Source organism: Thermobifida halotolerans (genome assembly GCF_003574835.2).
In the GTDB taxonomy this organism is placed as follows: domain Bacteria; phylum Actinomycetota; class Actinomycetes; order Streptosporangiales; family Streptosporangiaceae; genus Thermobifida; species Thermobifida halotolerans.
In genome coordinates this window covers 197,908-222,826 of sequence record NZ_CP063196.1, presented here as the reverse complement: position 1 = coordinate 222,826, position 24,919 = coordinate 197,908, and the positions used below count along the sequence as shown (strand labels likewise).

20 protein-coding genes are annotated in these 24,919 nt (G+C 71.4%); 12 read left to right on the top strand and 8 right to left on the bottom strand.

Annotation, left to right across the window (positions count from 1 at the left end):
• Positions 1–41 precede the first annotated feature (41 nt).
• The 6 genes from NI17_RS00935 to NI17_RS00910 all read left to right on the top strand — a co-directional run bounded on the left by NI17_RS00935 (position 42) and on the right by NI17_RS00910 (position 6,504).
• The gene (locus NI17_RS00935) at positions 42–959 is read left to right on the top strand and encodes a DMT family transporter (RefSeq protein WP_243597583.1); all 918 of its coding nucleotides are present in this window, start codon (positions 42–44) and stop codon (positions 957–959) included.
• A 96-nt stretch (positions 960–1,055) separates the two neighbouring features.
• Positions 1,056–2,207, top strand: coding sequence for a sensor histidine kinase (locus NI17_RS00930; RefSeq protein ID WP_068687774.1), 1,152 nt, complete (start codon positions 1,056–1,058; stop codon positions 2,205–2,207).
• A gap of 39 nt (positions 2,208–2,246) precedes the next feature.
• The gene (locus tag NI17_RS00925; protein WP_068687773.1) at positions 2,247–2,912 is read left to right on the top strand and encodes a response regulator; all 666 of its coding nucleotides are present in this window, start codon (positions 2,247–2,249) and stop codon (positions 2,910–2,912) included.
• A 213-nt stretch (positions 2,913–3,125) separates the two neighbouring features.
• Positions 3,126–4,364, top strand: coding sequence for a cytochrome ubiquinol oxidase subunit I (locus tag NI17_RS00920; RefSeq protein WP_068687958.1), 1,239 nt, complete (start codon positions 3,126–3,128; stop codon positions 4,362–4,364).
• A gap of 30 nt (positions 4,365–4,394) precedes the next feature.
• Positions 4,395–5,330, top strand: coding sequence for a cytochrome d ubiquinol oxidase subunit II (locus NI17_RS00915; RefSeq protein ID WP_068687772.1), 936 nt, complete (start codon positions 4,395–4,397; stop codon positions 5,328–5,330).
• A 559-nt stretch (positions 5,331–5,889) separates the two neighbouring features.
• On the top strand, positions 5,890–6,504 hold the full coding sequence (locus tag NI17_RS00910) for a DNA alkylation repair protein (protein WP_243597582.1): 615 nt from the start codon (positions 5,890–5,892) through the stop codon (positions 6,502–6,504).
• Here NI17_RS00910 and NI17_RS00905 read toward each other — a convergent pair.
• The 6 genes from NI17_RS00905 to NI17_RS24580 form a co-directional block, all read right to left on the bottom strand.
• Entirely contained in the window at positions 6,488–7,471 is a 984-nt protein-coding gene (locus NI17_RS00905; protein ID WP_068687770.1) for an FkbM family methyltransferase, read from the bottom strand. The genes NI17_RS00910 and NI17_RS00905 overlap by 17 nt on opposite strands.
• Positions 7,472–7,632: 161 nt before the next feature.
• Positions 7,633–7,926 (bottom strand): Dabb family protein, encoded by a 294-nt coding sequence (locus tag NI17_RS00900; protein WP_068687769.1) that lies wholly within the window; start codon positions 7,924–7,926, stop codon positions 7,633–7,635.
• Positions 7,927–7,985: 59 nt separating this feature from the next.
• Positions 7,986–8,249, bottom strand: a complete 264-nt coding sequence (locus tag NI17_RS00895; protein ID WP_068687768.1) for a DUF6406 domain-containing protein — start codon at positions 8,247–8,249, stop codon at positions 7,986–7,988.
• A 251-nt stretch (positions 8,250–8,500) separates the two neighbouring features.
• Positions 8,501–10,801, bottom strand: coding sequence for an accessory Sec system translocase SecA2 (gene secA2, locus NI17_RS00890; protein ID WP_068687767.1), 2,301 nt, complete (start codon positions 10,799–10,801; stop codon positions 8,501–8,503).
• Positions 10,802–10,987: 186 nt separating this feature from the next.
• Positions 10,988–11,578 (bottom strand): GTP-binding protein, encoded by a 591-nt coding sequence (locus NI17_RS00885; protein WP_068687766.1) that lies wholly within the window; start codon positions 11,576–11,578, stop codon positions 10,988–10,990.
• Between the two features lie 159 nt (positions 11,579–11,737).
• A complete protein-coding gene (locus NI17_RS24580) occupies positions 11,738–12,457 on the bottom strand; it encodes a transposase (RefSeq protein ID WP_084012351.1) in 720 nt (239 codons plus the stop codon).
• Between the two features lie 28 nt (positions 12,458–12,485).
• On the opposite strand from NI17_RS24580, the gene NI17_RS00875 reads away from it, so the two are divergent.
• The 5 genes from NI17_RS00875 to NI17_RS00855 all read left to right on the top strand — a co-directional run bounded on the left by NI17_RS00875 (position 12,486) and on the right by NI17_RS00855 (position 21,950).
• The gene (locus tag NI17_RS00875; protein WP_068687764.1) at positions 12,486–12,923 is read left to right on the top strand and encodes a VOC family protein; all 438 of its coding nucleotides are present in this window, start codon (positions 12,486–12,488) and stop codon (positions 12,921–12,923) included.
• Positions 12,924–14,002: 1,079 nt separating this feature from the next.
• On the top strand, positions 14,003–15,319 hold the full coding sequence (gene hisS / locus NI17_RS00870) for a histidine--tRNA ligase (protein ID WP_068687763.1): 1,317 nt from the start codon (positions 14,003–14,005) through the stop codon (positions 15,317–15,319).
• 203 nt (positions 15,320–15,522) lie between these two features.
• Positions 15,523–17,979, top strand: a complete 2,457-nt coding sequence (locus tag NI17_RS00865; protein ID WP_068687762.1) for an ATP-binding protein — start codon at positions 15,523–15,525, stop codon at positions 17,977–17,979.
• A gap of 247 nt (positions 17,980–18,226) precedes the next feature.
• The gene (locus NI17_RS00860) at positions 18,227–20,629 is read left to right on the top strand and encodes a helix-turn-helix transcriptional regulator (protein ID WP_068687761.1); all 2,403 of its coding nucleotides are present in this window, start codon (positions 18,227–18,229) and stop codon (positions 20,627–20,629) included.
• Positions 20,630–21,110: 481 nt separating this feature from the next.
• Entirely contained in the window at positions 21,111–21,950 is an 840-nt protein-coding gene (locus NI17_RS00855; RefSeq protein WP_068687760.1) for an AMP-binding protein, read from the top strand.
• A 55-nt stretch (positions 21,951–22,005) separates the two neighbouring features.
• Here NI17_RS00855 and NI17_RS00850 read toward each other — a convergent pair whose 3' ends face one another.
• On the bottom strand, positions 22,006–22,293 hold the full coding sequence (locus NI17_RS00850) for a hypothetical protein (RefSeq protein ID WP_068687759.1): 288 nt from the start codon (positions 22,291–22,293) through the stop codon (positions 22,006–22,008).
• 195 nt (positions 22,294–22,488) lie between these two features.
• On the bottom strand, positions 22,489–22,983 hold the full coding sequence (locus NI17_RS00845; RefSeq protein ID WP_068687758.1) for an ATP-binding protein: 495 nt from the start codon (positions 22,981–22,983) through the stop codon (positions 22,489–22,491).
• Positions 22,984–23,358: 375 nt separating this feature from the next.
• On the opposite strand from NI17_RS00845, the gene NI17_RS00840 reads away from it, so the two are divergent.
• Positions 23,359–24,333, top strand: coding sequence for an ATP-binding protein (locus tag NI17_RS00840; RefSeq protein ID WP_119267864.1), 975 nt, complete (start codon positions 23,359–23,361; stop codon positions 24,331–24,333).
• Positions 24,334–24,919 lie beyond the last annotated feature (586 nt).

The window sequence follows — 24,919 nt, the reverse complement described above, 5'->3', positions numbered from 1 at the left end:
GGGCCGTTGCGCCTCCCCCGTCCGTCAGCGTGGAGTTCCCCGTGTCCGAGACCGTCCTGCCCCGCTCCGCCCCGCCCGGGTGGCGGGGACCACTGCTGCTCGCGCTCGCCGGGGTGCTGTGGGGCACCGGCGGCTTCGCCGGCTCGGTCCTGCAGGGTCTGACCGGCGTGCACCCCCTGGCGACGGCCTGCTACCGCCTGCTGGTGGGCGGAGCGGTCGCGACCGGACTGCTCGCCGCCGCCGGACGGCTGCGGCGGCTGCCGCGCACCGCCGCCGCGGTGCGCCGCGCCACGGCGGCGGGCGTGCTGCTGGCGGCGTTCCAGGCCTGCTACTTCGCGGCGATCGCGGCCACCTCGGTGAGCCTGGCCACGCTCATCACCATCGGCAGCGTCCCGGTGTTCGTCACGTCCGCCTCGGCGCTACTGGAGCGGCGCCTGCCCCGGCCCGCTCTGCTGGCCGCGGTCGGCTGCGGGGTGTCGGGCCTGGTGCTGCTGGCGGGGTTCCCCGGCTCGGACGCCTCCCCAGGCCGGACCGCGCTGGGGATGGGCTGCGCGCTGGCGGCGGGCGTCTCCTTCTCCGCGCTGACCCTGGTCAACCGCCGTCCGGTGCCGGGACTGGACCCGTTGGGAATCACCGCCCTGGGCTGCCTCCTCGGAGGCGTGCTGCTGCTTCCCGTCGCCGCGGCCACCGGGATGGGGCTCACTCCGACACCCGCCGCCCTCGGGGCGCTGCTGTACCTCGGCGTCGCGCCCACGGCACTGGCCTACCTGGCCTACTTCGGCGGTCTGCGGCGCACCCCCGCCACGGCGGCGGCGCTCGCCGTGGTCCTGGAACCGCTGACCGCGACCCTGCTGTCGGCGCTGCTGCTGGACGAGACGCTCACCCCGGTGGGACTGCTGGGCGCGGCGCTGCTGTTCGCCGCGATCCTGCTGGAGTACGTCCGCCCCGCGCGGCGGTGACCGTCCCCGGACTACTCCGCGGGAGGTAGCCGGCGCGGCGTGGAGCCTCCGCGGCGCGGACGCGCCGCGGACTCCGGGTGCGTACCGTCGGAAGACGTGAGAGGACGACTGTGGCGGACCACGCACGTGGACCTGGCGGTGACCCTGGTGGCGGGCGGCGTCTGCGTCGCCTCCACCGTCTTTCCCGTGGTGGACACCCCCGAGGGGTTGGGAGCGCTGCGCACCCTGCTGCCGTGGGGACTGCTGCTCATGGTGCTGGCGGTGCTGCCGCTGCTGTGGCTCAGCTCCTTCCCGGTTCCCGTGGCCGTGGTGTCGGTGCTGGCCACCACCCTCTACTATCCGCTCGGCCACCCCGACAACCTCGTCATCGCCGCGGGCGCGGTCGCGCTGTTCAACCTGGTCGCCCGGGGGTACCGACGCACGGGCTGGCTGCTGGGCCTCGTCCAGTTCCTCATCATCCACGTCTTCGAGACGCTGCACTTCGGCGAGCCGCGCCTGGGGTACGCGCTGGGCATGCTCGCCTGGGTGCTCGTGGTGCTCATCAGCGGCGAGGTGATACGCAAGCGCCACGAGTACCTGGACGTGGTGCGCAGGCACTCGGAGGAGACCGAGCGCACCAGGGAGGAGGAGACGCGCCGCCGCACCTCGGAGGAGCGGCTGAAACTGGCGCGCGAGGTGCACGACGTGATCGCGCACAACATCTCGCTGATCAACGTGCAGGCGGGCAGCGCCCTCTACCTGATCGACTCCCAGCCCGAACGCGCCGCCGCGGCTTTGGCCGCGATCAAGCAGACCAGCAAGGAGACGCTGCGGGAGCTGCGCGCGATCCTGGGCGTGCTGCGCGCGGTGGACGAGCGGGCGCCCCGCTCCCCCGCCCCGGGGGTGGACCGGCTGGACGAACTGGTGGCCGGGGTGCGGGCCTCCGGCGTCGAGGTCCGGTTGGAGACCGTGGGCGAGCCGCGCCGACCGGCCGCGGGGGTCGACGCGGCGGCCTACCGTATCGTGCAGGAGTCGCTGACCAACGTGGTACGGCACTCCGGGGCGCGTACGGTCGCCGTCTTCGTGGGGTACGCCTCCGACGGGCTGACGGTCCGCGTGTCCGACGACGGCCGCGGTGCCGGTGACGGGTTCGTCCCCGGCAACGGCATCGCCGGGATGCGTGACCGCGCCGCGGCGCTGGGCGGTGAGCTGAGTGCCGCTCCCGACCCGGGAGGCGGGTTCACGGTGCGGGCGTGGCTACCGGGCTGACCGGCGACCCAGCCGGTGTTCGACCCTGTGGGAGGACCTGTGATCCGCGTACTTCTCGCCGACGACCAGGCGCTGGTGCGGGCCGGTTTCGGCGCCCTGCTCAACAGCGCTCCCGACATCGACGTGGTCGCCGAGGCCGCGGACGGGGCCGAGGCGGTCCGGCTGGCCGTCGCGAGGCGGCCCGACGTCGCGCTGCTGGACATCCGGATGCCGGGGATGGACGGCCTGGCGGCGGCCGAGCGCATCCTCGCCGACCCCCGGCTGGAGTCGACCCGGATCGTCATCCTGACCACCTTCGACATCGACGAGTACATCTTCGAGGCCCTGCGGCTGGGGGCGAGCGGGTTCCTGGTCAAGGACACCGAACCCGAGGACCTGCTGAACGGGGTGCGGGTGGTGGCCGCGGGCGAGGCGCTGCTGTCACCGAACGTCACCCGGCGCATCATCGCCGAGTACGCGGGCCGCCCGCGCCGCCCCGACCCGGTGAAGCGGCTGGGCGGGTTGACCGGTCGGGAACGCCAGGTGGTGGCCCTGGTCGGAGAGGGGCTGTCCAACGAGGAGATCGCGACGCGGTTGGTGCTGAGTCCGGCCACGGTCAAGACCCACGTGAGCCGGGCGATGGTCAAGCTGCGGGTGCGCGACCGGGCGCAACTGGTGGTCCTCGCCTACGAGACGGGACTGGTGACGCCGGGGTGGATGCGCTAGCGCCCGCGCGGCGGCGGTCCCCGTCCCGGACGTGCTGTCCCCACCCCCCGGGGGCGGTTCGGGGTTCTCCCCTAGCCGCCGGAAGGTAGCCGCCGCGTCCGCGCCACCTCCGTCGGGGTAGCACAACCGCCTCCCCGTGGGCGATGTGCCCGACCCGCTCGGCCGGAGAGCATCGTCGTGTCCCCCGACGACGGCCCGGTCGAGGAGTCCCCCATGTTCGACGATCCGCTGCTGTGGGCGCGGTTGCAGTTCGCGTTGACCGCGGGCACCCACTACATGTTTGTCGCCTTCACCCTGGGCATGGCCGCGCTCATCCTGGTCTCCCAGTTCAGCGCGGTCCTGCGTGGGGACGGGGCGCGGATGGCCGCGGTGCGGTTCTGGGGCGGCCTCTATGCCGTCAACTACGGCATGGGCGTGCTGTCGGGCCTGGTCATGGAGTTGCAGTTGGCGCTGAACTGGGGCGGGCTGAACGACGTGTTCGGTCACGTGTTCGGCGCGCCGCTGGCGGTGGAGACGGTGGCCGCGTTCTTCGTCGAGTCGACCTTCCTGGGCCTGTGGATCTTCGGCTGGGACCGCATGAACCGGTGGGCGCACCTGGCCGTGTTCGGGGTGGTGACGCTGACGGCCTACCTCTCGGCGTTCTGGGTGCTGGTCGCCAACGGCTTTCTGAAGAATCCGGTGGGCTTCGAGATGCGGGACGGGGTCGCGGTGCTGACCGATCCCGTCGCCCTGGTCACCAACCCGTCGGCGCTTCTGGCGTTCGGCCACGTGGCCACCAGCGCGCTGCTGGTGGGCGGACTGGTGATGGCCGGGGTCAGCGCCTACCACCTGCGTCGGGGCGGTGATCCGGAGGGGATGTTCCGGCGGGGGGTGCGGCGGGGCGTGCTGGTGGCCTCCCTCGCGCTCTTCCCGACTCCGGCGGTGGGCGGAGCCCAGTACGCGCTGTTCGGCGCGCCGCCGACCAGCGGCACGACACTGGCCGAGGCCGAGATCGAGCGGATCGAGGCTGCGGGGGCGGGGACGGCTCCGGTGCTCGCCGAGGCCGGCAACGCCGTGATGGTCCTGTGCTGGACGGTGTTCCTCCTCTTCCTGCCGGTGGCGCTGCTGGCCTGGCCACTGCGCGGTCTGGACCGCTGGCGCTGGCTGCAGTGGGTGCTTCCCGTCATGCCCGTGCTGTCGCTGCTGGCCGGGGTGGGCGGCTGGGTCTACCGGGAGTTGGGCCGCCAGCCGTGGGCGGTCAGGCACCACATGACCACCGCCGAGGCGGTGACGGAGCTGTCCCCGGGCCTGGCGGTGACCTCGTTCGTGCTCTTCACCGGCGCGTCCGCGGTCCTGGCAGGCATCACCTGGTGGCTCCTCGTCCGCTTCGCCCGGCGCGGCCCCGAGGGCGGTCCGCTGGCCCCGGCGCCTCCCCCCGACGACGGGGTCGCCGTCCCCGTCCACACCTACTGACCGTCCGCCCCTCCAGACCGGGAGGTTCTCGTGGAATCCGTTGCCGTGCTCTTTCTCGTCGGCCTGCTGGCGGGCTACTTCGTCCTGGCCGGATGCGACGTCGGGCTGGGCATGCTGGCGCCGTACGCGGCGCGCACCCCGGCCGAGCGCCGCCGACTCGTCTTCGCCGTCGCCCCCTACTTCCTGGGCAGCGAGGTGTGGCTGGTGGCCGCCGTCGGTGTGGTGGCCGGCCTGTTCCCGGAACTCGAGGGCGAGGTGGTGGCCGGTCACCAACCGCTGTTCGTCGCGCTGCTGGCGGGGTGGCTGTGGCGCGACGCCGGGCTGTGGCTGCGCGGCCGCCTGGACGCCCCCGGATGGCACGCCGTCTGGGACGCGGCCGTCGTGGTGGGCAGTTGGACGATCGCGCTGTCCTGGGGGCTGGTCCTGGCCGTGCTGCTGGGCGGCGGGACGCTGTCCCCGCTGTCCGCGCCGGTGTGCGCGGTGGCGGTGGCGGTCCTGTTCCTGCTGCGGGGGGCGGCGTTCGGCGCGGAGCGCCTGGTGCCCGCGGACGACCGTTCCGGTGCGGACTGCGCCGCGTCGGCCGACACGGCGGCGCGCGCCACCCGGGTGCTGGCCCGGGCCGGACTGGTCGCGGTACCGGTCGCCGTGGTCGCGGTGTGGGTGGACGGCGGGGTGGACCGGGAGGCGGCGGCCCTGGCCGGAGCCGTCGTGGTGGTCGGCGCACTGGCGGCCACGGCGGGGCTCTCGGGACCGCACCGGTCGCGGCCGACGTCGGCGGTGGCGATGGCGGTGCTGCCTCTGGTGGCCGCGGTGGGGGGACGACTGCCCGTCGCCGTGCCCGATTCGGGGTCGGCGACGCTGGTGGCTCTGGCGGCGGCTCCGATGCTTCCGGCCATGGTGGTGGGACAGGTGTGGCTGTACCGAATGGTGCGCCGCCCGGCCGCCTCGTCCGGCTTCTTCGCCTGAGCGCGGTCCCGAGCGGGATTCCCCGCATCGGGCTCTCCAAACCTCGTTGACGGGGATTTGCCGGAACCGGCCATTCCGGTTGACCCGCGCGGGGACGCGGGAAGGGGTTTCCTCGACGGACGACATCCCGGTGTCGGAAACACCGTCCGAGTGTGGAGGAGGGAGCATGCTTCACGTCGAAACACGTGTCCGCGGCGGCTGCGGCTGCGGATCCAACTGCGGGTGCGGGTGCCAGAACGGCGGTTCCTGCTCCTGCGGCGGCAACTGCTGACCGAGCGACCCGAGCAGGGCGGGCCCCTCCGCCTTCCGACGCGGGCCGTCCCCTCCCCCCGGGACGGCCCGCTTCCCTGTTGCCGGTGTCCTCTTCCGGTGCTGTGCGGTGCGCCGCGACCTGCCGTGTTCCGCACCGAACGCCCCTTTCCGTGACGGAGACGGCACTGCTGGGCGGATTCCGGTGACGGCGCTGCACGATAATGGGGGCATGCCTGCCCATCTCGGATTGATCGCCGCTGTTCGCGACCGGCTCCGCGGTGCCGCCGACCCGGTCAGGGCGGAGTCCATGCGACGGTACTTCAAGTCCGAGATGCCCTTCCACGGCGTACCGACGGCGGACCGACGCAGACTGTTCGTCGACATCTTCGCCACCTGCCCCCTCGGAGACTTCGAGACCTGGGAGGACACCGTCCGCACTCTGTGGCGGGTGGCGTCGCACCGGGAGGAGCGGTACGCGGCGGTGGAACTGACCGGCTACCGGCGTTACGCCGTCCACCAGGTTCCCGAGGCCGTTCCGCTGTACGAGGAACTGATCGTGGCGGGCGCGTGGTGGGACTACGTGGACCCGATCGCGATCAACCGGATCGGTCCCCTGCTGCGCGCCTATCCCCGGGAACTGCGTCCCCGGGTCAGCGGCTGGGCGCTGGCGGGAGACCGGTGGCTGCGCCGCACCGCGATCCTGTGCCAACTGCGTTCCGGGGAGGCCACCGACGTCGACCTGCTCCTCGACTGCGTCGAGCCGAACCTGCCCCATCCCGACTTCTTCGTCCGCAAGGCCATCGGCTGGGCGCTGCGCGAGTACGCCAAGACCGATTCCGGGCGCGTGGTGAAGTTCGTCGAGGAACACCGGGACCAGATGTCGCCGCTGTCGCTGCGCGAGGCGCTCAGGAATCTGGGCTAGTCCGGGCCACCCCGATGCCGAGTCCGGCGAGTTCGTCGGGGGTGCGGGTGGTCAGGAACCAGTCGCGGAAGCGCGGATGCGGCACGAGGTCGGACGCGGGCGCCAGGGCCTGGTCTCCGACGAGGTGACAGTGGTAGCCGTGTGGTCGCAGCAGCGCCCGCAGTCGGTCGGTGTCGGCTCCGGGCAGGATCTCGCACAGGATGTCGGGACGGTGGGCGGCCAGGAACTTCTGGCCGTGCTCGAAGACCGCGGCCTCGGTTCCTTCGACGTCGACCTTGAGCACCGCCCGACTGCCCGGCGCGACCTGGTCGGTGAAGGAGTCCAACGCGACGACCTCGACCGGGACACCGTCGGAGAAGTCGAGTCGGCTGGAGTAGAAGCAGGGCAGCGCCGAGTCCGCGGACCGTGCGGGCATCGTGACCGTGGTCGCGGGGTCGCCGATTCCGGTGTGGTGGAGGGTGACCCGGTGCAGGACGCGGTTGCGCACGCAGTTGTCCACCAGCGCCTGGTACACCTCGGGCACGATCTCGAAGGCGTGTGCGCGCAGTACGGGGTTGACCGCTGTGCCGACCAGGGTGAACAGCCCCGTGTAGGCGCCGATGTCGAACAGTGCGGCCGCGTCGCGGACCGCGGCGGCGAAGGTGCGCACCGCGAGGTCGTCGGCGGGCTGCGGGCGGCGGCCACCGCCCCAGTACAGTTCCTTGGCGATGATGCAGCGGGAGGGGTCGCGCATCACGTACTCGACGCCGTCGACCCGGCCGGTGACCTCGCGGAGCGCGGCGGGCGCGGGAAGCCGTCCGGTGGCGCGCACCCCCGGGGCGACGGCGCTGACCGTGGCGCGCATCGCCAGGTGGGGCAGCCGCCACCCCAGGATCCGTTTGACGTGCTTCTTCGTTCCGTACCAGCGCTGTCGGCGGCTCACGGCGCTACGGCGGTGGTCGGTTACCGAGGGGTGTGTTGGCGGCATCTCGCCCTCCTGCCTGGCCTCTTCTGCTGCGACGCGACGTTCCCACTACCCCGGAGAACAGCAGACTACTCTCCGTACACAGAAGTGTGACCGACCGACGATCCTGGCGGCCGGGGGCAGGTCAAAAAGCCGCCCGCGACCGTCAGGGTCAACGGTGTGGCTCAGATGTCGAACTGCACCGCGGCGCGGTCCGCCAGCATCGGTCTGATGACCCTCAGCGCCGCCTGGTGGTCGGGGTGGTTCTGGTAGGCCAGGAAACCGCTCTCCCCCTCGACGTCGGCGACGACGGCGAAGTCGTGGTTGCCCGTCCCGATGCCCAGGTCGGCTCCGAAGGAGTAGCTCTTGAGCTCGGGGATCGCCCCGGGGAGGCCGCCCAGGATCTTCTCCACCTGTTCGACCTGCTCGGGGGTGACGTCCTCGGTCCAGCGGAACAGTGCGATGTGCCGAATTCCCATGCGGAGAAACCTAGTGCACCCGCCCCGGTGCGCCGTCGTCCCCCACCGGGTGGGGCCGGTCAGCCGATGCGGGTGGCGACCAGGTAGGCGTCCGGGGTCTCGGGGGCCACGATGTCGTCGACCCGCCACACCTGGTCGCCCACCGTGAACGTCTCTCCGGTCCGCACCTCCAGCAGTCCGCGCCACTCGGTGGGACCGCCGAGTCTGGCCACCGGCTCCCCCTCGTCGTCGACCCAGAACCCACCCCCTCCGACGGGTCCCCCGACGAACCGGTCATTGCGTCCGTAGGTGATCTTCTCCTGAGCACCGACTTCGTGGGCCACGGCGGATTCCACTCCAAGTTGTGAGAGGTTTCGGCGAACACGCCGATGGACTGCACGGTCGCTCCGTCGCTCCGGGCGGCCTCCAGTGACCCTATCCAGGTTCCCGGTCTCCTCACACGACCCATAGGTCCCGTTGACCACTGTTTCGTGACCAAACGTCACGGTCCCGGTGACCGAAGTCACCGGGACCGTGGGACGGACGGCGGAGCCGTTGCGGGAACGGCCGGGTCATGGGTCCTGACGCGGCGGGGTCAGTCCCGGCCGACCAGGTTCTTCACCCTGCCGACGATGTTTTCGAAGTCGGTGCTGAAGGGCTGGTCCTGCACCATGTAGGTCCAGGTGGTGGAGGGGCGCCTGACCCCGGCGGCGGCCACGTCGAGACGGCCGTCCACGACCTTCAGCTCCGCGAACATCTCGGCGGCGCGGGCGCGCGCCTCGTCGAGGAAGCCCTTGAACGCGGGGACCGCGTCGCGGTTGAACTCGTCCAACGGGTCGCGCCGCCCCAGGAAGCGCAGGTGGATGCCCTCGCGCAGGTCGGTCAGGAACGCGTTGTGGTCGGTCCAGCCCCGGTCCAGGTGGTAGAGCGTGACCAGGCGGGCCGCGCGGGCGACCTCCTCCTCACCGACCTCCTCGACCAGCTCCTCGTAGGTGGCGGGACAGTCCACGGCGAGCTGCCGCCTGCCCAGGTCGTCGTGGAGCACCGCCCTGCGGTGCTCCAGCACGACGCCGCGCTGGACGTCGATGAGCTTGTTGTACCGCCAGGTGTTGCGGTGCAGCTCCAGCAGCTGCCCCTCGGCGACGCGCTGGGCGTGGTCCACGGTCTGCCGCCACGCGGGGTCGGTGATCTCGCCGTCGGCGGAGGAGACCCGGTAGTCACGCGCCTCGGGCACGTTGTTGGCGATCAGGTCGTCCTCGACGCTGACGTAGAAGACCGAGCCGCCGGGGTCGCCCTGGCGTCCGGCGCGTCCGCGCAGTTGGTCGTCGAGTCGGCTGCTGGGGTAGCGGCCGTAGCCGATGACGTAGAGGCCGCCGGTCTCCACCACCCGGTCGCGGTCGCCCATGTCGCTGCCGCCCAGGCGGATGTCGGTACCGCGCCCCGCCATCTGGGTGGACACGGTGATCCTGCCGTGGGTTCCGGCCTCGGCGATGACCGCGGCCTCGTCGGCGTCGTTCTTGGCGTTGAGAACCACGCATTCGAGTCCGGCCCGTTCCAGGCGCTTGGCCAGCCGCTCGGATTCGGCGACGTCCTGGGTGCCGATGAGGACCGGACGGCCCGTGGCGTGCACGGCCGCGACCTTCTCGACGACGGCGTCCTCCTTCTCCTCGGCCGTGGCGTAGAGCCGGTCCTCCTCGTCCACCCTGATGTTGGGCTTGTTCGGCGGGACGACCGCGACTTCCAGTTCGTAGAACTCGCGCAGCTGCTCGGCGACGGCCATCGCGGTGCCGGTCATGCCGCAGCGGAGCGGGTAGCGCAGCACCAGCGCCTGCACGGTGATGGAGTCCAGTACCTCACCGGTCTCACTGGCCGCCAGGTGCTCCTTGGCCTCGACCGCGGCCTGCAGGCCGTCCGGCCAGCGCTGCAGCAGCGCGATCCGACCCCGCGACTCGTTGATCAGACGCACCTTGCCGTCGCGCACCACGTAGTGGATGTCGCGCCGCAGCAGCGCGTGCGCGTGCAGCGCCAGGTTGACGCGGGACAGCAGCGTGGTGTCCTCTTCGGAGTACAGGTCGACGCCGCCGAGGGCCTTTTCCACCGAGTCGATCCCGGTGTCGGTGAGGTGGACGTTGCGGCCGTCGTCGTCGATTCTGTAGTCGATCCCGGGACGCAGCCGACGCACCAGTTCGGCCATCGCGGCGTCGGACTCGGCGGCCTCGGCGGCCCCCGCGAGCACCAGCGGCACCCGGGCCTCGTCGACGAGCACGGAGTCGGCCTCGTCGACGATCGCCACGTTCGGTTCGGGCACCACCAGGTCGGCCGTGTCGGTGGCGAGCCGGTCGCGCAGCACGTCGAAGCCGAGTTCGCTGACCGACGCGTAGGTGATGTCGGCGGCGTAGGCGGCGCGGCGCTCCTCTGTGGTGGACTCCTGGCCGATCCAGCCGACCTCGACACCGAGCAGCTCATACAGCGGCCGCATCCACTCGGCGTCGCGTCGGGCCAGGTAGTCGTTGACGCTGAGCACGTGCACCCGCTGTCCGCGCAGTGCGAACCCGGCGGCGGCCAGTGCGCCGGTCAGGGTCTTGCCCTCACCGGTGGCCATCTCCGCGACGTGCCCGTCGAGCAGCGCCATGACGCCGATCAGCTGGGGGTCGAAGGGGCGCTCCTGCAAAGTGCGTCGGGCCGCCTCGCGGCCCAGCGCGCACAGCTCGGCGAGGTCGGCGCGATCGTAGGGCAGTTCGGCGTTGCCGAGTTCGGCCGCGGTCTCCGTCAGCTCGGCGTCGCTCAGTTCGCGCAGCGCCTCTTCGCGCTCCTCGATCGTCTTCAGCAGCTTGGTATAGGGCTGGAGTGACACCGATCCGGGCTTGCCCAGAAGGCGTCGCACACTCTCTGCCATTCGTCCGAACACCACAGCAGGGTAACGCTGTTCGCGCCCGTCCGGTTCCCCCGGAGAGGCACGAATCACACCGTTTCGGCGACGGCTTCGCCTCCGAAACGGGAAAGCGCCTTGTTGACCTGCTGTTATCGCCTGATCACCCTGGGCATGTTTTTTGGTTTCTGTCGTCGCGGACCGCCGGCCGGATCAGTGCACGAGTTGGCGGTTCTGCCGCTGCTCGACGGCCATCGCGTGCTTGACCAGACTGACCAGGGTCTCCAGGACCGCTTCGCGCTTCCGGGCGTCGGTGTGCACGATCGGCACGTCGGGTTGGATGGCGAGCGCCTCGCGCAGTTCCCGCTCGGTGTAGCGGTAGTGGTCCCCGTCGGCCTCGAAGGTGTTCACCGCGATGACGAACGGCAGGGGGTGCTGCTGCTCGAAGTACTCGATGGCGGGGAAGCAGTCCTCCAGGCGCCGGGGGTCCACCAGGACGACCGCGCCCAGCGCCCCGCGCGCCAGGTCGTCCCACATGAACCAGAACCGCTGCTGGCCGGGGGTTCCGAACAGGTAGAGCACCAGGTCGGTGGGCAGCGAGATCCGCCCGAAGTCCATGGCCACCGTGGTGCTCTTCTTGTCGGGCGTCTTGGACAGGTCGTCGACTCCGATGCTGGCGTTGGTGATCGCCGCCTCGGTGCGTACCGGAGGGATCTCCGAGATCGCGCTGATGAACGTCGTCTTTCCGACGCCGAAGCCCCCGGCGACGATGATCTTCGTGGTGAGTTTCGGGGAATCGTTCACGTGTTCGTTACCTCGGGCGACTGAGGGAGCGCGTGCGCGGCCCCGCTCTGGAGGGTCCGCCGCAGGACGTGAGGGACGCGGCCGACGACGGACATGATCATCAGTAAGGTGAACCTAGCACCGTCTCGGCTCACTCTGCGGCGTTCCCCGTAATTCCCTTCACTGTGAGACGTGGCGCACACCGCTCCGGCGCGGCGCCCGCGGCCGGATCGCGCTCTCCCCGAGAGGGGGAACAGAGGGGATGTCAATACCGTCGGCGGCCTGTTCCGGCCGATCGGAGTACTGGGAGTGCGACTTCTCGGGGGCTACCGTGGACGCGACGGCACCACCCCGTCGGCGTCCGTGACGCCACAGTTCTGGCACACGACGCCGTGCGGTCGCCGAGCGGGGTGGTCCGCACCGAACCCGTGGTTCCTCGGACGGTTCGCGGTGTTCGGCTGCCCACCGGCCCGCGTCCCGTCCGCGTGGGCCGGTGGCGGCGCCCTTGGCGCTCTGGGAGTCGATGACGCTGGCGGTCGGCTCGTCAGCGCGTCCCCGGGCGGCGCGCGCCGGCCGGCACAGCACGGCCAGGATCGGCTCGGTGACCCCGTCTTTCTCCCAGCGCGTGAAGTACCGGCAGACCGTCTGCCAGGGCGGGAAGCCGAAGGGCGACCGCCGCCACGCGCAGCCGGTGCGCACCACGGACAAGACCGCGTCGACGATGTCGTGTCGCGGATGCTTCCCGGGCCGTCCACCGGTGTTCGGCGCCGGCGGCAACAGCCCGGTCAACGCCCACCGGGCATCGGTCAGGTCCGAGGGGTGACGACGCTGGCGCACCACCCGGCCACCACGGACGCTCGCGGCTCCGGCGTGGGGCCGGGTGCCGCCCCTCACCGACATGGCCGAACGTCCCACCCATGCTCGGGGGATGACGATTCAGCGGATGGACGACGCCGGCATCGTCGCCGACGGCCTGGAGGCCGCTACCGCGTCCTTCGCCGAACTCGGTCCGGAACTGGAGGACAGGGGGCGGGTCGGGGGACGGTGGGCGGACCGCGTCGTCGGGCTCGACGGTGTCCGGGTCGACGTCGCGACGGTGCGGACTCCGGGCGGCCACGGCCGGCTTGAGCTGATGAAGTCCCACACGCCGACGGCGGTCGGCGCCGAGCCGAACGCACCGGCGAACACGCTGGGCATACGTCGCACCATGTTCGCCGCCGAAGACGTCGAGGACGTACTCGCTCGCCTGCGGGCCCATGGCGCCGAACTCGCTGGCGAACTGGAGCGGTACGAGGACAGCTATCGGCTCTGCCACGTCCGCGGCCCCGAAGGCATCATCGTCGCTCCGGCCGAGCAGCCCGGCTGAAGCGTTCGAGGCGGGCCGCTTCCCCGAAGAGTCATCCGGGCACGGAAGCAGCAGGATCCGCGGCAGGCCCGCTGCCCGTCAACGAGCCCGGACCCTCGAAGCCCCCCAAGACCTGACCCTTCTCGAACACGCTCTCAGGAAAACCACAGATTTACCATAGGGCAAACAAACGGGAAAACAGGACTTCTTTTCTGTTCCGCGACACCGCCGGACCGGCCGGAACAAATGCAAAAGTCCCCGGAACTGGATGCTCCGGGGACTCGGAAGACAGAGGGCGGCAACATCGTGCGGTCTTGGAGGGAAACCTCACGAGGGGGGACAGCCACCGCCTCTCGCCATCTCCTTAACTAAGCCTAGGCTTTCCACATCTGTAGGTCAAGAAAACGCCAAACATTCCCTCATTGACCGGGAAATCTTCCACACCGCCACACAACCGAAGTCCGATTCGCGACACTGTGCGAACTTCCGATCTTCTCTTCTTTCATAAATTCCGACATACGTAACGAGCGCTACGAAAACCCACCCTCTCCTGTCCGGACAGGTCACACCGCCCCGGCCGCCTTCCCGTCCCCTCGACGGGCCCCGCCCGCAGCGGGGTCGGCGCCCACCCCGTCCGGGCGGTCCGCGCCCGCCCCCTCCGGCCGCGACCGCACCGGGGCGCCATTCTTCCTCCGGCTTCACCGTCCGTCACCGAAACCCCGTTCCCGCCGCGCTCCGCCTCCGCGGCGGAACCCGTTGACCGCCGCCCCGAAACAATGGCTTCCCCCCGGATACGCCCCGCGCGGGACACCCCGAATCCACCCGGCGGAAAAGTTATGGTTCCGTCTCCCAAAAGTGTTTCCCGCTCCGTTCGCCACTGTCTTGGGCACGGTTTCTCCACTTCTCCACGAGGAGGAACGGACGCCGCTTCCGGGGTCCCGCGGATTCCCGGGCGGCGGAGGACGCCCTCCCCCGTCGGTTTCGACCCGCCGTCGCCGGGAGGTCCGTCGGCGCGGCGCCCGCAAGCGCCCGCCCCGCCCGCGACCGCCTACGATGAGGGCGTACACCAGACGGCCTGTGGCAAGGAGCCAACCGAACCCATGTCCGAGCAGCGCATCGTCCGTCCCACGCCCATCAGCGGCTTCCCCGAGTGGACGCCCCGCATCCGGTCCGTGGAGCTGCGCTGGCTGGACCATATCCGCCGCGGTTTCGAGCGGTACGGGTTCTCCTCCGTGGAGACACCGTCGGTGGAGGCTCTCGACGTGCTGATGTCCAAGGGCGAGACCTCCCAGGAGGTCTACACCCTGCACCGGCTCCAGGCCGACGCCAGGGACGACAGCGACGCGCGACTGGGGCTGCACTTCGACCTGACCGTGCCGTTCGCCCGATACGTCGCCCAGCACTTCAACGACCTGGTCTTCCCGTTCAAGCGCTACCAGATCCAGCGCGTCTGGCGCGGCGAGCGCCCCCAGGAGGGCCGGTTCCGCGAGTTCACCCAGTGCGACATCGACGTCATCAACATCGACCGGGTCCCGATGCACTTCGACGCCGAGCTGCCGCGCATCGTGCACGAGGTGCTCGCCGGGCTGGACATCCCCGCATGGACGCTCAACATCAACAACCGCAAGGTCCTGCAGGGCTTCTACGAGGGGCTCGGCGTCACCGAGCCCCTGGCGGTGATCCGCGCGGTGGACAAGCTGCACAAGATCGGCGCGGACGCCGTGCGCGCCGTCCTCGTCGACCAGGCAGGTCTCAGCTCCGACCAGGCCGCGGCCTGCCTGGACCTGGCGCGCGTCCGCGGCACCGACACCTCGGTGGTCGACGAGGTCGCCAAACTGGGCGTCTCCGGCGAACTGCTGTCGACCGGGCTGGACGAGTTGGGCGGGGTGCTGGACGAACTGTCCGACCTGCCTTCCGGCAGCGTCGTGGCGGACCTGTCCATCGCCCGCGGCCTGGACTACTACACCGGCACCGTCTACGAGGCCACGTTCGACGACGACCCCGGATACGGCAGCATCTGCGCGGGAGGCCGCTACGAGGACCTCGCCGGACAGTTCATCCGCCGCACCCTGCCGGGAGTGGGCATCTCCATCGGCCTGACCCGGATCTTCGCCAAACTGGTGGCCGAGGGCCGGATCACCGACGGCAGGTTCTGCCCGACCGACGTGCTCGTGGTGCTGCCCGGCGACGAGCGCCGCCCCGCCGCCCTGGCCACCGCGGCGCTGCTGCGCGAGCGCGGATTCAACACCGAGGTCTACCACCAGGCCGCCAAGATCGGAAAGCAGATCCAGTACGCCTCGAAGAAGGGCATCCCCTTCGTGTGGTTCCCGCCGTTCGAGGACGGCAGACCGCACGAGGTCAAGAACCTGGCCACCGGAGAGCAGACCGAGGCCGACCCCGCCTCCTGGCAGCGCTAGACCCCGCCCGGTGGAGGCTTTCCGGGGCGGCCGCCCCGGAAAGCCTCCACCGGGCACCTCCCGGAGACGCTCCGCCCACCGGTGGCGCGATGGGCGTCCGGCACCCTGCCCTGCCGTTTTCTTCTCTTTTCACGCCTTCCGGAATATCCGTCCGGGAATCGGAGACGACAAGGAGGCGACACCACGGTTCCAGAGACGAGACCATGCCATCGCCACGCCAGGACCTGCCCGCCCCCCGTACCCCGATCATCGGCCGTGAACGCGACACCGCCGACATCGGCCGCCTGCTCCGCGCCGTGCGACTGGTCACCCTCACCGGCGCGGGAGGCATCGGCAAGACGAGTCTGGCACTGCGGGTCGCCGAGCAGGAACGCGACCGCTTCGCCGACGGAGTGGTCTTCGTCGACCTGAGCACGGCCGCCTCCGGCGACCACATGCTGCGCTCGGTGGCCGACTGCCTGGGCATCGAGACGGACCGGCGGCATCCGCTGCAGGAGGCGGTGCTGCTGGCGCTGCGCTCCCTCGACCTGCTGCTCGTCCTGGACACCTGCGAGCACGTCGTGGCGCCGCTGTCCGAACTGTGCCGGGCCCTGCTGAGCACCTGCCCCAGACTGCGGCTGTTGGCCACCAGCCGGGAACCGCTGCGCATCCCCGGGGAGAACATCTGGCGCGTGCCCCCGCTGGCCCTTCCCACCGCCTCCCCGCGGACCTTTCCGGCGGACGACACCTGGTCCCCGACAGCACCCGCCACAGGGTTGAGCGTGCGCGAGGCGATGCGCTCCACGGCGGTCCGCCTGTTCGCGGCCCGGGCCCGCCAGGCGCGGCCGGGGTTCACGGTCACCCCCGACACCGTCGACGCCGTCGTGCGGATCTGCCGGATGCTGGACGGTGTCCCCCTCGCCATCGAACTGGCCGCGGCCCGGATGCGGGTGCTGTCGGTCGAGCAGATCCTGGAGCGGCTCGACGACCGCTTCACCCTGCTCAACAGCACCGACCGGCGGCTGCCCGAGCGCCAGCGCACCATGCGGGCGGTGGTGGAGTGGAGCCACGCCCTGCTCACCGACGCGGAGAAGGCCCTGCTGCGTCGGCTGTCGATCTTCGCGAACTGGTCGCTGGACATGGCCGAGGACCTCTTCACGACCGACTTCGGCGACGACCTGCTGCAACTGCACGGCTCCCTGCTGGACAAGTCGCTGATCGTCGTGGAGGAGGAGGTCGAGGGCGTCGTCTACTACCGGATGCTCGACACCATCCGCCTCTACGCCGCCGAGGCGCTGCACGCCGCGGGCGAGGCCGAGACCTACTGCCGACGGACCCTGGAGTACGGGGTGCGGTGGGGGGAGTCCTTCGAGAGGGCCATGTCCGGGTCGCTGCGGTGGGAGGAGCGGCTGCAGATCCTGGAGCGGGTGGAGCACAACCGGGAGAACACCCGCTCCTTCCTGGACTGGGCCGCCGACCACGGCCAGGCGGAGCTGGGCCTGCGCATCTGCGCGCTGCTGCGCAGGTACTGGCTGGCACTCGACCGCTGCGCCGAGGGCGCCGAATTCATGGCCGTGCTGCTCGCGGCGGCCCCCGAGGACCTGCCCGCGCCGCTGCGGGCGCGCGCCCTGGTGCTGCACGGTGAGCTGACCCTGGACCTCGATGGCGAACGGGTCGCCCGGGAGCGGATCACCGCCGGCCTGCGGCTGGCCGAGACCGTGGGCGACGACGCGGTCCGGGCCGACGCGCTGGCCGCGTTGACCGCCGTCGCGCTGCGGAACCGGGAGATCTCCGCGGGTCTCGGCCACGCCGCCGAGTGCCTGGAGATCGCACGGCGCCTCGGCGACCGCCTCCTGGAGACGCACGCCATGGAGTTGCACGGACAGTTGGCCGACGCCGCCGGTGACCACGAGGGGGCGCGGCGGTGGCTGTCCTCGGCCCTGGAGGTGGCCGAGGAGACCGGCTGCGGCTGGAACTCGGCCCGGTGCCACCACGGGTTGGGCGTTCTCGCGATCCGCGAGGGCGGTTACGCCTCGGCCGAGGAGCACCTGAACCGCGCACTGGCGCTGTTCACGAGGATGCGCTGCTCGCTGGAGGCCTCCCGCTGTCTGGCCGGTCTCGGGCATCTGGCGGCCCGGCGCGGCGCGTTGGGCAGCGCGTGGGAGTACCTGAGTGAGGGGGTCCGCCGCAGCGGAGCCTCGGGGCGGCGGCTGGCGCTGGCCCGCGCGCTGGAGGACCTGGCCGGTTTCGCGGCCTCCGAGGGGGTGACCGACCGGGTGGTGCTGCTGGGAGCGCAGGCCGAGGCGCTGCGCCAGCAGGCGGCGGGAGCGCCGTCCCGTAGCAGCCGGGTGCTGCGGGAGTACGTCAGGCAGCGGCTGGGCGACGCCGCCTCGGCCGCGGCGTGGACCAGCGCCCGCGCCCTGCCCCTGGAGGAGGCGCTGGCCGCGGCGCTGCCCGCTCCGCCGCTCGGCGACGGCCGGGCGCTGACCCCGCGGGAGCGCGAGGTCGCCGAACTGGCGGGGGCCGGGATGTCCAACCGGGAGATCGCCGTCCGGCTGGTCATCAGCCAGGCGACGGTGGCGCGGCACATCGCCAACATCTTCACCAAGCTCGGGATCTCCACCCGCGCCGAACTGCCGCCCCGCCTCGCTCCGGACGGTACGGCCTCGCCGCCCGGTTGACGCGGAAACCGTGCCGACGAACGGACCGAATCCCGGACACTCCGGGCCCCCGCCCCGGGCCCCCTTTTCCATGCCGTGAACATCACCGTTTCGACCAGCAAAAACATTCGTTCTGGTTGCGCCGGGGAGAAACAGCCGCTAAGACAGAACGTGATGACCCTTCCCCCCTGTTTCGGTCTGCTCCCCGCAACGCGTGCTCTCCCCGGGCAGGACGCCGCGTTCCCAACCGCCTGACCCCACGGAGGCCATGGCAGCGAATACGGTACAGGCGCAGCAGAACCTGCCTCTGGAACTCAACAGATTCGTCGGCCGCGAACGCGATCTCGACGCCATTTCCCGCCTGCTCCGGACGCAACGGGTCCTCACGCTGTGCGGGGTGGGGGGAATCGGCAAGACACGGTTGGCGCTGCGTGCCGCGGCGCAGGCCACGGAGCGCTTCCGCGACGGGGTCTGGCTGTGCGAGCTGGCCGAGACCACCACGCGCAAGGAGGTCGTCGCGCGGATCGCGGCCGTCCTGAGCGCTCGGGAGGACAGCGAGCGCTCCCCGGAGCAGGCGCTGTCCGACGTGCTGCGCACCCGTCGACTGCTGCTGGTACTGGACAACTGCGAGCACGCGGTCGCCGACGTCTCGGCCGTGGTCGAGCATCTGGTCGCGCGGTGTCCCGGTGTCTCCTTCCTGGTCACCAGCCGTGAGCCGCTGCGCGTCCCGGAGGAGACCGTGTGGCGGGTCCTTCCGTTGACCGTGCCCGAGCCGGGACACGGCGACCCGCTCAGCACCGAGTCGGTCCAGTTGTTCGTGGACCGCGCCCGCGCCAACGCGCACGACTTCGCCGTGACCCCCGAACGCCTGGACGCCATCGCGGAGATCTGCCGTCGTCTCGACGGGATTCCGCTGGGCATCGAACTGGCCGCCGCCCGGGTCCGACTGCTGTCGGTCGCCCAGATCGCCGAGCGTCTCGGCGACCGCTTCACGGTCCTGACCTCCGGCGACCGCGGCGCACCGGCCCGCCAGCAGACGCTGCGCGCGGTCATCGACTGGAGCCACGGCATGCTGGACGGACCGGAGCAGACGCTGCTGCGGCGGTTGTCGGTGTTCTCCGGCTGGGACCTGGAGTCGGCCGAGTCGGTCTGCGCCGACGAGGCGCTGCCCGCCCGGTCGCTACTCGACCTGATCGTCTCGCTGGTGGACCGCTCCCTGGTCGTGGTCGTCGGAGAGGCGCAGGCCCGGATGCGCTACCGGATGCTGGACACCATCCGGCACTACGCCGCGGCCAGACTGGCGGAGAGCGGCGAGGAGGAGCGCCTGCGGCTGCGGCACCGGGCGCAGATGCTGGCGCTGGCCGAGGAGGCGGCGCGCAACGCCGTGTCCGGCCGTGGAACCCCCTGGGCTCTGCGGTTCTCCTCCTTCCAGCGGGTGCGCGACGACTACTGCAACATGCGCGCCGCGCTCGGCTGGTCGGCCGACCGCGGGGACGCCGTCGAGGGTCTGCGGCTGTGTGTGGCGCTGCGCCCCTACTGGATGGTCAGCGGTCTGCTCTCCGAGGGGGCGTACTGGACCGACCGCTTCCTGGCCATGGACTGCGCCGACGAGGCGCTGCGGGGGCGGGCGATGGTGCGCCGGGCCGAGTTGGCCTGGGACCAGCAGGACCACGTCCACGCCGTGCGCGTCGGCGAGGAGGGGTTGTGGCGCTGCCAGGACGCCGGCGACCACGCCTCGGTGGCCCTGGCTCTGAACATCCTGGCCATGACCGACATACGCGCCCGGAACCTGGAGCGTGCCCGTGAGCGGCTCGCCGAGGCTGTCGCGTTGACCCGTGCGACGGACGATCCGTGGAACGAGGGGGTCGCCCTGGGCGCCCAGGGGGCGCTGGCCGCGCGGGAGGGGCGGCTGGCGGAGGCCGAGGCCCGTTACGAGGAGGCGCTGGCGCTACTGCGTACCCTCGACCACCGTTGGGGGGTGGGGCTCATCCTCATCGGTCAGGGCGGGGTGGCCGAGGCCCGCGGGGACCTCTCCGGCGCCGAGCGGTGCTTCCGTGAGGCTCTGGACATCCAGCGCGCCATCGGCGGCGCGCCCGAACTGGCGCGCTGTCTGGCCGGGGTGGGGCGGGTACTGGCCCGGCAGGGGAGGGTCGGCGAGGCGTACGACTCTCTGTGCGAGAGTCTGACGCTGTGCCATGACACCGGTCAGCGCCTGGGAACGGCCCGGGGGCTGCTCGCCATCGCCACGGTCGCCGCGGCGCAGGGGTACGCGGAGGAGGCCACCCGCCTGGCCGGGGCGGCGGCCGGGATCCGGGAACGTTCCGGCCACCCCGCCGCCGGTTCCCCGTGGCCGATGCGCGACGGCGTCTTCGCCGCCCGGTGGGAGGAGGGGCGGCGGTTGGACGCGGACCAGGCGGTGCGCTCGGCTCTGCGGTTGGCCAGGGTGAGTCGTTCGCCGCGCCGACCGCCGCCCGTCGGGGTGGACACGGCGGCGCTGACCCCGCGGGAGCGGGAGGTCGCCGTGCTGATCGGCCAGGGGATGACCAACCGGTCGATCGGGGAGCGGCTGTTCATCAGTCCGGCGACCGTGGCTCGGCACGTGGCCAACATCAACACCAAGCTGGGGTTCAATTCCCGGACCCAGATCGCCGCGTGGATCAATCGGGGATGACCGCGGCCGGAGGTTTCTCCGCTCTCGGGTAGAGCATCCTCTTCCTTCGGAACGATCATCGAATGTATCCTTTGGCACAGCGTTCACTACTGTCCTGAACTGCGAAAAGACCTTCTACATACTCCCCCCGGAGAGAATCTACATATGCATATGCACGCGAGAATGCATGTGCAGACGGGCTCGATGAGGGTAGTCTCACGACTGTGCGGTCGACGTCCGCGGATTGTCCGTGGAACGTCCGTACGCGCCTTGGGCGCGGTGCCCCGGCGTCCTCGGTCACCGTTTCCGCCACGGGTCACCTCGTGGAGACCGCGCCCTGGTCGGCCCGCAACCGCGGTCCGGTCGGAACCTGTGCCGCCGCGGGGCGCTTTTGAGGGGAGGCGCGCCCGCGGCACCGACCACGGGCGGCCGGGTTCGTCACGTGGAGGGGGCGTGACGACCCCGGCCGCGGTCACACGGACGTATGGGAGGTCTGGGAGGCATGAGAGTCGATCGGCTGCCGCGCGCCGCCAGTGGACCGGTGGTGCGCTCTCCGCGCGATTCGGCTCCGATCGGCTCGCTCACCGGCGGACTGCTGGACCGGCTGCGGCGCTTCGGCGGGTCCGGTTCGGTCATCGACCACCAGGGGGCGCGTATGAGCGGCGCCGAGTTCGCCGCCACCGTCCAGCGCGCCGCCATCGGGATGAGCCGGCGCGGCCTGCACCCCAACGACGTGGTGGCGGTGCTCGCTCCGGTCTCCACCGCCCGCCTCGTCTCCGTCCACACCGCGATGGCGGTCGGCTGCGTCGCACTGCCGCTGGAGCTGACCTCGGACATCGACACCCTGATCAGGGTGCTGGTCGACACCGACGCCCGGATGATCCTGGTCACCGGCGAACTGGCTCCCCTGGCGGTGGAGCTGGCCGAGCGGTCGCGGGTGCGGCAGGTCGTCTCCTTCGACGGCGCTCCCGAGACCACTCCCTTCGCCGAACTGCTGCGTCCCGCTCCCCACCACGGCGCCTACGATCCCGCGCACTGCCTGTTCGACAGCGGCCTGCTGGACTACGCGGCCGTCCCCGGCGCGCCGCCGCGCGTCATCCGCCACCCCCACCGGGAGCTCGCCGCTCACTTCCGGCGCCTCGACGCCGAACTCCGGCTGTCCCGCGACGACACCGTCGTCCTGGAGAACGGCATGACCGAGCTGGACCGGTGCGTGCTGGCCTCGGTGGCGCTGTGGAACGGCGCCTCGGTGCTCGCCCTGCCGACCGACGACGAGGCCGCCGCCCGCGCGGCCGTGCGTTCGCACCGGGCCACCGTCCGCGTCGCCTCCGGCCGTCCCTGACCCACCGGGGCCGCGTTGGGCTGGCCGCGGCCCCGGTTGTGCGTCCGGAGAGAGGTCACCGCATACGGTCAGTCCCGGGCGAGGCGCACGTCGCCGCGCCGAAGAACAGCGGCAGTCCCGCTCCCCGGGCGGCTCGGGGACTGGGCAGGACCGAGCCGAGCAGGACTCCGGTGCCGGCGAACGCGCACACGCCGAGGACAAATCCCACGGCCACGCCCGCCGCCGACTCGGGTGCCGCGAGGCCGAACCCGACATGGGCGAGTCCGAGCATCGTCGCCGCTCCGACGACCGCGAGGGCAGCCAGCACCACCGCCTGGGAGACGACCAGCGCCCCGGCAGGCACCCCCGCCGCGGTCGTCGGCGTAACGGAGTAGTCCCGCCTACTCCGCTGACGGTAGCCGGTGCTCCGCCCGGTCCCCGGGACGGACCAGCCCGGTCCGGTAGGCCGGTGCCGCCGCCTGCACCCGACTGCCCGAGCCGATCTTTTCGGTGGTCAGGTCACCCGCGGGCGGCCGGGCCGCCCCGGTGCGGCGGGGCGTCAGGAGAGGTCGATCTCGAACCAGGCGACGTGGGTGGCCTCGGTCCAGTACTCGCCACTGCGGGAGGAGCAGTCCTCGACGATGAGCTTGCCGCGGCCGTACTCGTTCTGGTCCTCCCGGCCGATCACGTCGCTCTCCTCGGGGTTCTTGCGCCCCTGGTCGGCCACTGCCACGCGTACGTTGCCCGCGTCGATCCGGATGAACAGGGTCATCACCCCGCCGGACTGACCCGAGCGGGAGTGCAGCAGGGCGTTGGTGGCGAGTTCGCTGACGGCGAGTTCGGCGTCGTCCCGGACGACCTCGGCGCATCCCGCACGGCCGAGGAACTCGCGGACCCGGGCTCGGATGGAGCGGACCGCGGTGAGGTTGCCGACACAGCTCCACACCGTGTGGTCGGTGGCCGAGCCGACGAACTCCGCCGGGTCGACCACGGGCGTGTTGTGGGAGTCGGCCGCGTCGAAGGTGCGGAGCTCCTGCGAATCGGTCGTTCCCATGTCACTCCCATCGCTGTCCGGTGGGACCGCCAGGATCGCACGCCCACGGAACCATCACGGCGGAACTGGACAACAGCACAGCACACCGACCGTTTTCCGGATACGGCAGCCCCGTAAAACGCCATCACGTGTCCCGACGAGACAGCATCAAGGATTCCACGCGTAGGCCACGCCACCCCCCCTTGAGCTGCAACGTTCCGGCAACGGCGACATCGGTCCAGGAGACCGAGATTCGGTCTTTCCCAATTCGCTACCCGATCGTGATCAAATACGCGACACGATCACGATCGGTAATGATAATCGTTGTCAAGCGTACTGTTGGACACCGAGAGTGCCCGACCGGAATCCGACCGTCGAACCACGGAAAGAGCACCCATGAAGATCGCCTTCGTCGGCAAGGGCGGCAGCGGGAAGACCACCCTGTCCGCCCTCTTCGCCCGCTACCTCGCGCACTGCGGCGCCCCCGTGGTGGCCATCGACGCCGACATCAACCAGCACCTCGGTCCCGCCCTCGGCGCGTCCCCCGCCGAACTCGCCGCGGTCCCCGCCCTGGGCGGCCACATCGCCGAGATCAAGGAACTGCTGCGCGGCGACAACCCGCGCATCGCCTCGGCGGAGCAGATGGTCAAGACCACCCCGCCGGGCCGCGGCTCCCGACTGCTCGACCTCTCGGAGCACAACCCCGTGCACCGACGCTTCGGCCACCTGACCGGCGGGGTGCTCCTCATGCTCACCGGACCGTTCAGCGAGGACGACCTCGGGGTCGCCTGCTACCACTCCAAGGTGGGCGCGGTCGAGATGTACCTGAACCACCTGGTGGACGGCCCCGGCGAGTACGTCGTGGTGGACATGACCGCCGGGGCGGACTCCTTCGCCTCGGGCATGTTCACCCGGTTCGACGTCACCTTCCTGGTCGCGGAGCCGACCCTGCGCGGCGTCGGCGTCTACCGCCAGTACGCCGAGTACGCCCGCGACCACGACGTCACCGTCAGGGTCGTCGGCAACAAGGTGCACGGCCCCGAGGACGTCGAGTTCCTGCGCCAGCACGTGGGTGACGCGCTCAGCGTCTGCCTGACCCACTCGGAGTTCGTGCGCGCCATGGAGAAGGGCCGCTACCCGGACTTCGGCACGCTGGAGGAGGACAACCTCAAGGCGCTCGCCTGGATGCGCGACCTCGTCGACGCCACCGAGAAGGACTGGGCGAGGTTCACCCGCCAGAACGTGGAGTTCCACCTGCGCAACGCCGCCCGGTGGGCCAACGCGGCGACCGGGGTCGACCTGGCCGCCCAGGTGGACCCGGAGTTCACGATGGGTCCCCGGGCCCTGGAGGCGGCCCGGCGGGCCGGTTGAGGGCCGCCCTCACCGCCCGCGCGGCGCGTTGTCGGCGGCCGTGCGGACCTCCTCCGGAGCATCGGGCCGGCGGCGCCGCGCCGAACAGCGGATGCGGGCCGGTGTGAACCTCCCCGCCGAACCGCGAGTGGTGGGGGTGTCCGGGGTGAGCCGGGCGTCGTCCACCGCGCGCCGGACGGTGTCCGAAAAGCCGCCGGCCTCGGCGTGCCAGGTGTCCTCCTCTGGCGGGAGCCTGTCCGCGTGGCCGTCCTGACGTGTCGGCGCCGAACCGCCGCGGGCCCGCTCACGCTCCGGTGGGCGGCATCGGTCCGCACCACCTGGCGAAGTCCCCGGTAGACGTCTTTGGAACCGCACGGACGAGCGGGGTCACGGGCGGGCATCCGGGGTCCGGGCGCGCTTTGGGCCTCGGCGGTCCCGATGACTGACGTGGACCTCTCCGTCTTTTCCACTCCTGTCGAACTGACCGGGGTCCGACGGTCTGGTTCTGCGGTGGAGGCTTCTTCCCGGAAGACCAGGAGAGAGGCGAGGCGTTCCAGCCAAGCGCCCGGCACGGCCCCGCCCCGGGTTGGCATGGGGAGGCGCCCCG